6 protein-coding genes are annotated in these 6,789 nt (G+C 72.2%); all 6 read right to left on the bottom strand.

Annotated elements, in window-relative coordinates:
- Window positions 1-477: 477 nt before the first annotated feature.
- Entirely contained in the window at window positions 478-1,590 is a 1,113-nt protein-coding gene (menC, locus tag ABZ318_RS38430) for an o-succinylbenzoate synthase (RefSeq protein WP_356907059.1), read from the bottom strand.
- Between the two features lie 25 nt (window positions 1,591-1,615).
- Complete coding sequence (locus tag ABZ318_RS38425; protein WP_356907058.1) at window positions 1,616-2,386, bottom strand: GNAT family N-acetyltransferase; 771 nt, start codon at window positions 2,384-2,386, stop codon at window positions 1,616-1,618.
- Window positions 2,383-3,465: a M20 family metallopeptidase gene (locus ABZ318_RS38420; RefSeq protein WP_356907060.1), complete on the bottom strand. Its 1,083-nt coding sequence runs from the start codon at window positions 3,463-3,465 to the stop codon at window positions 2,383-2,385. Before ABZ318_RS38420 ends, ABZ318_RS38425 begins: the two co-directional genes overlap by 4 nt.
- A 242-nt stretch (window positions 3,466-3,707) precedes the next feature.
- On the bottom strand, window positions 3,708-4,730 hold the full coding sequence (locus ABZ318_RS38415) for a membrane dipeptidase (RefSeq protein ID WP_356907057.1): 1,023 nt from the start codon (window positions 4,728-4,730) through the stop codon (window positions 3,708-3,710).
- 75 nt (window positions 4,731-4,805) lie between these two features.
- Complete coding sequence (locus ABZ318_RS38410) at window positions 4,806-5,498, bottom strand: ATP-binding cassette domain-containing protein (protein WP_356907056.1); 693 nt, start codon at window positions 5,496-5,498, stop codon at window positions 4,806-4,808.
- The coding region (locus ABZ318_RS38405) for an oligopeptide/dipeptide ABC transporter ATP-binding protein (RefSeq protein ID WP_356907055.1) at window positions 5,495-6,789 on the bottom strand (1,295 nt) is incomplete at its 5' end. The genes ABZ318_RS38405 and ABZ318_RS38410, both read right to left, overlap by 4 nt.

The following is a 6,789-nucleotide window of genomic DNA, read 5'->3' as shown; positions in this document are numbered from 1 at the left end:
GTGATCGCACACGTGGCCGCAACTTTCCGGCCGCGCTTTCGACAAAGGCCTACCGACCGATCGTTCGGCCAGTTGAGAGGCGGTGTTCCGGTACCACGCCCCGCCTCCCGGGCGCGGACACCGCGAGCGGTCCAAGTTCGAACAATCCGCTGACCTGCACCATCGCGGAAAAAGTTCGGGATTTGACCGCCCGCCCCCGCTCGTGATCGTCCGGAATCCAAGACCCCGGCACGGTCCGGCCAGACCCCGACAGGCCCTCACCACGGCCCCGCCCGGGGCCCTGTCGTAGCCCCGCCCCTTACTGACCACCGCCAGGATCTCTGGCAGCCGCTTCACCACGAGGACCGGCCCCTTGGACCGATTTGGGCCTCGATCCGGCAGGCCCGTTCCGTCGCAGCCGACGAGGTGCCCGAAGGCTCCCTGGGCGGGGTTGGGCCCAGGGAGCCTTCGCGCCGGGTGGTCGTTCCCTACTGGGAGCTAGAGCGCGATCCACTCCGTGGACGTGGTGACCTCCTTCAGGACGTCCGGGAGCGGCTCGATGCCGAGACCCGGGCCCGTCGGGACGTCGAGGTGGCCGTCGGCGAGGACGAACGGCTCGGTGATGTCCGTGGCGAAGTAGCGGTGGGAGCCCGAGGTGTCGCCGGGGAGGGTGAAGCCCGGAAGGGCGGCGAGGGCCACGTTGGCGGCGCGACCGATGCCGGTCTCCAGCATGCCGCCGCACCAGACGGGGACGCCGTGGGCACGGGCGATGTCATGGATGCGGCGGGCTTCGAGGTAGCCGCCGACGCGGGCCGGCTTGACGTTGATGATCGAGCAGGCGCCGAGCGAGACGGCCGCGGCGGCGTCGGCGGCGGATTCGATGGACTCGTCCAGGCAGATCGGGGTGCGCAGCTGCTTCGCGAGCTGGGCGTGCTGGACCATGTCGTCGTTGGCGAGGGGCTGTTCGATGAGGAGGAGGCCGAAGTCGTCGAGCTTCGCGAGCTGCTGGGCGTCGACGAGGGTGTAGGCGGCATTGGCGTCGACCTGGAGGAGGAGGTCGTCGCCGAAGCGCTCACGGACGGCGCGGACGGGTTCGACGTCCCAGCCGGGTTCGATCTTCAGCTTGATCCGGACGTATCCCTCGGCCACGTAGCCGTCCACCGCGTCCAGGAGCTCGGGTATCGAGTCCATGATGCCGACGGAGACGCCGCAGGGAACGCGGTCGCGGGCCGCGCCCAGGTAGGAGCCGAAGGACTCGCCCGTCAGGCGGAGTTGGGCGTCGAGGACGGCGGTCTCCAGGACCGACTTCGCCATGTGGTGGCCGGTGAAGGGTTCCAGTACGCGGCCGACGGCGGCCGCGTCCACGCCGTTCTTCGGCAGGGCCGGGACGAGGAAGCGGCGCAGGACGTCCTGGGCCCCGTCGACGTACTCGGAGCAGTAGCGGGGCTCGGACATGGCCGCGCACTCCGCCCAGCCTTCGGTTCCGTCGGAGGTGACGACGCGGACGAGCAGGACGTCGCGGCTGGTCTCGACGCCGAAGGAGGTGCGGAACGGGGCGACGAGCGGCATCGCGATGCGGCGCAGTTCGACGCCGGAGATCGTGGTCTTCATGTGCGGGTGGCTCCTGGTGGGGTGTTCAGGCGGTGGTGCCGGTGGTGCGGTGGACGACGTAGCTGTGCCGGTCGTGGAAGCCGGCGACGCGGGCTCCCTCGGCGAGCAGGTCGCCGAGCACGTGCCGTACGGCAAGGCGCCATTCCCGGGCGGCGCCCGGGTCGGTGCGGCGCAGGGACTCGATGTCGTCGGGAAGGTCGATGAGGACGGTGGCGGCATCGGTCGGGCCGATCACGGGGCGGCCGTCGTCGTTGCGGACACCGCGGGCCACATCTGCGGGCAGGTCGAAGGTGTGCGGCCCTGCGGGCGCGGTCAGGTCCCAGGCGGTCAGGACGCGGTCGGACTCGTCGCCGCCGTTGATGGCGTCGTCCATGGCGCCGTAGAAGGACTGGAGGTACTCCTCGGGGCGGGCGCCGAGTTTGACGAGGTTGAAGTGGGCGTTGCGGCGGATCAGCGGGTCGTAGGTCCACGTGATGCGCTTGATCCCGCGCGCGAGGGCCCACTGGCGCTGGTGCCGTTTGAGGGCGAGGCCGATGCCGCGTCCCATGGCGGTGCCGGTGATGTGGGAGTGCAGGGTGGTGCCGATGGGGTCGCCGTAGAAGGCGACGGACGCGCCGACCAGGCGGTCGTTCTCGTACGCGCCGGCCACGTAGTTGCCCGCGTGGGACAGGGCGCGCATGACTTCGGCGGAGACGGGCGGGCTGTCGGCGTCCGTGCCCCAGATGTCGGCGTAGAGGCGACTGACGGTGTCGAGGTCCTCCATGGTGTGGAGTTCCCGGACGTCGAGTGCGGTCACTGCATCGCTCCGACGAGGTGGGCCAGGAGCCGGGCGCGGGCCGGCATCGTGGCGGTGACGACGTGTTCGTGGTCGGCGTGGGCGCCGTCGCCCACGGCCCCGAGGCCGTCGAGGGTGGGGCAGCCGACGCCTGCGGTGTAGTTGCCGTCGGACGCGCCGCCGACGGCCGCCTGCCGCAGGGGGTCGAGGCCGAGGCGTACGGCGATGTCGCCGGCCAGGGCGAAGAGGCCGTGCGAGGCGTCGGGGGCCAGGGGCGGGCGGTTGGGGCCGCCGGCGATGTTCAGGCGCGCGTCGGGGTGCTCCGGTCGCAGGGTCCTGATCAGCTGGTCGACCGCGTCCTGGGCGGCGGCGCTGGGCACGCGTACGTCCACGCTCAGGTCGGCGCGGGCGGGCACGGTGTTGCTCGCGGTGCCGGCCGACATCAGCGTGGGGGTGACCGTCGTCCCGGGCCCGGTCCGCGCGGTCACCGTGTCGGCGATCCGGCTCAGGGCGAGGATCTGGTGGGCCAGTTCGGTCGCCGCGTTGATGCCCTTCTCGGGTTCGAGCCCGGAGTGGGCGGCCCGGCCGTGGACCGTGACGTCGTAGAGGGAGACGCCCTTGCGGCCGGTCTTGAGTGCTCCTCCGGGTGCGGAGGGTTCCAGGACGAAGGTGGCCGAGCACTGGCGTGCCAGGTCCTCGATGAGCGGGCGGGAGGCGTCCGAACCGACCTCCTCGTCGCCTGTGACGAGCACGCACACCCCGTCGAGGGAGGGCAGGGAGGCCAGGGCGTGGAACATCTGGACCAGGCCGGCCTTCATGTCGAAGACGCCGGGGCCGCGGGCGATGCCGTTCTCCACCGACCAGGGGTGGGTCCTGAGCGAGCCGATCGGCCAGACGGTGTCGTGGTGGCCCAGGAGCAGGACGCGCGGGGTTCCGAAAGTCCACCGGACGTGTGTGACGCCGTCGATCACGAGCGTCTCCGGGTGGTCGCCGAGCAGTCGGGTGCCCTGCTCGGCGACCGTCCGGGCGCTGCGGGCGACGGCGGCGTGGTCGGCGGAGTACGACTCGCAGGTGACGAGTTCTTCGAGGTCGGCGAGCATGGCGTCGGGGTCGGGGGCGGGGGCGGCCGCGTGGTCCGCTCGCAGGGGGTGGGGTTCTTGGTCAACCGGCACGGTGGTCCTCCAGGTTGGGATGACCGCCACGCTAGGCAGGCCGGACGCGGCCCGGTTGGTGGTGCGGTGACAACCTGGGCGCCCGATTCGTACCGGGGACCCAATGCCCGTGGAACGGCCGGTGCCCGGCGGGTCGAAGGACCCGCCGGGCACCGTGACCGCGCCGGATGTCAGCCCATGTGCTTGGTCATGAGCTGCCGCATGTTCCCGCCGAGGACCTTCAGGACGTCCGCCTCCGGCAGGCCCCGGCGGACGAGCGCCTCGGTCACCAGGGGCATGCCCGCCGGGCCCTCGAGGCCGGGGAAGTCGAACATCGGGTCCTCGTCGTCGAGGCTCTCGCAGCAGGGCGGGGTGACGTCGGTCATGACCTCGCGCACGAAGTCCGAGCCGAGGCCGACGTGGTCGATCCCGGCCACGGAGACGATGTGCTCGATGTGGTCGACGATCCGCTCTGGGCTCACCTTCGCCTGGTCGTCGGTGAGGAAGTCCGGTACGAAGTTCACGCACACCACTCCCCCGGTGGCGGCCACTCCCCGGATCTGGTCGTCGGTGAGGTTGCGGTGGTGGTCGCGCAGGGCGCGGGCGCACGAGTGGGTGGCGATGAGCGGCCGGGTGGCCAGTTCCAGGACGTGGGCGACGCCGCTCGCCCCCAGGTGGGAGACGTCGAAGAGCATCCCGAGGCGTTCCATCTCCCGCAGCGCCTGAACGCCGGGCACGGTCAACCGGCTGCCGGTGGCGTCCTCGCGGCTGCCGTCGGCGAGCGGGGTGCGCCCCCAGTGGGCGATGGAGGCCATGCGCACGCCCAGCCGGAAGAGGGTGGGGAAGAGCTCGACGGAGGCGTCGATGCCGGGCGCGCTCTCCAGGGCGAGGATCAGCGCGACCTTGCCCTCGGCGAGCGCCGCGTCGATGTCGCCGCCGTTCAGGCACAGCGCGACCTGGTCGGCGTTGGCCTCGGCGAGGACGTGGGCGCACTCGATCATGCGGAGGGTCTGCCGCAGCGCCCCCTCGGGGCGGTACTGGTCGTCGATGAACACGGGCAGCACCTGGATGTCGATGCCGCCCTCGCGCAGCTGCGGCAGCCAGCGCTCTCGGAAGAAGGAGCCCCAGCGCTTCGGGGGGCGTGCGGCGACGGCCATGAGGAGGTCGTTGTGCGCGTCGGCGACGACGGCACGGTGGTGGAGGTCGTGGTGCACGACGGTCCTTTCGGGCGGTGGAAGGGTGTCCGGCGGCCCGTACGGGCACGGGTCGCCGGACGCGACGACGAGGGCTCAGGCGCGGGCGAGGCGGGGGACCGCGTCGAGGAGGGTGCGGGTGTACGCGTCCCGGGGTGCGCCGATCACGTCCTCGACCGGGCCGGACTCCACGAGCCGGCCGTGGTGCATGACGGCGACGGCGTCGCAGACGTACCGCACGACGGCGAGGTTGTGCGAGATGAAGAGCATCGTCAGCCCGAGTTCGCCGCGCAGTTCGCGCAGCAGGTTGAGGACGGCGCCCTGGACGGAGACGTCGAGGGCGGAGGTGATCTCGTCGGCGATGAGGAGTTCCGGCTCGGCCGCCAGGGCGCGGGCGATGGCGACGCGCTGGCGCTGGCCGCCGGAGAGTTCGCGGGGGTACTTGCCCGCGTACGTGGCCGGCAGGGAGACCAGTTCGAGGAGCCGCCCGACCTCCGCCGCCCGCCGGACGCGCGGGACGCGGGCGCCTTCGGCAATGGCGGTGCCGATGCTCATGCGCGGGTTCAGCGAGGAGTACGGGTCCTGGAAGACCATCTGGACGCGGCCGGGCGCGACGCCGGTGACCGTGCCCCGGTACGGGGTCAGGCCGGCCACGGCGCGAGCGAGGGTGGACTTTCCTGAGCCGGACTCCCCGACGAGACCGGTCACGGAGCCCTCGGGGACCTCCAGGCTGATGTCGTCGACGGCAGTGAAGGAGCCGTATCGGACGGTGAGTCGGTCGATGTTCACTGGACCTCCCAGCAGGCCACGGTGTGGTCCTCCGTGCGGGCGAGCAGCTTGGGGCGGATCGCGCAGCGTGCGGTGACGAAGGCGCACCGGTCGGCGAAGGCGCAGCCGTCGCCGACGTCGCCGGGCGCGGGCTGGCGGCCCGGGATGGTGGTGAGGGGCCCCGAGCGGTCGGTGTCCATGTCGGGCAGCGAGCCGACGAGGGCGCGGGTGTAGGGGTGGCGGGCGTAGTGCAGGGCGTCGGCGGGGAGTTCCTCGACGATACGGCCCGCGTACATGACGGCGATCCGGTCGCACAGTTCGCTGACGACGGCGATGTCGTGGGAGATGAACAGGGCGCCCGCGCGCGTCTCGTCGACCACCTCGCGCAGTACCCGCAGCACCTCGCGCTGGACGGTGACGTCGAGCGCGGTGGTGGGCTCGTCCGCGATGATCAGGCGGGGCGTGCCCATCAGGCCCATGGCGATGACGGCGCGCTGGCGCATACCGCCGGACAGCTCGTGCGGGTACTGCCGGGCGACCTCGGCCGGCTGCTTGATCCGGACCCTGCCGAGGCGTTCGACGGCGCGGGCCCGTGCCTCGGTGCGGGTGGCTCCGCCGTGCAGGGTGGCCACTTCGGCGAGCTGGCCGCCGACGCGGAGGGCGGGGTTGAGGGAGCTGGTGGGGTCCTGGAAGACCATCGCGAGCGACGAGCCGAGCAGCTTGCGGCGTTCGGAGTCGGTCAGGCCGTCGAGGTCCACCCCGCCGAGCCGCGTGCGGGCGCTGCCGGCGCGACCGGGGTAGGGCACGATCTGCCCGATGGCGGCGGCGGTCATGCTCTTGCCGCTGCCCGACTCGCCCACCAGGCCGACGATCTCGCCCTCACGGACGGTCAGCGACACCTGGCGTACGGGGGTGATGCCGCCGGGGAAGGCGACGGTCAGGTCCCGTACCTCCAGGACGGCGTCCGGAACGGGCTCCTCCCGTGCGGGGGTCACCACGGGGGCGACGGGCTTGCCGACGGGTTCGCCCGTGTGGGCGGCGGCCTTCGCGAAGGTGTCGCCGAGGAGCATGAAGCCGAGGCCGGCGAGGGTGACGGCGAGCGCGGGCGCGACGACCACGGACGGGGTGACGTAGACGTGCCCGAAGGCTTCGTTCAGCAGGCGTCCCCAGTCGTACGAAGGTGCCTGGACGCCCATGCCGAGGAAGGACATCGCGGACAGGCCGAGGAGGGCACCGCCCATCGCCTGGGCGGTGTTGAGGATGAGCGGTTCGGCGATGTTGGGAAGGACGTGCCGGGTGAGGATGCGGCGGC

The organism is Streptomyces sp. NPDC006197 (genome assembly GCF_040613865.1).
Classification (GTDB): domain Bacteria; phylum Actinomycetota; class Actinomycetes; order Streptomycetales; family Streptomycetaceae; genus Streptomyces.
The sequence above is the reverse complement of the archived record's forward strand: the minus strand, read 5'-3'. Positions and strand labels throughout refer to the sequence as shown.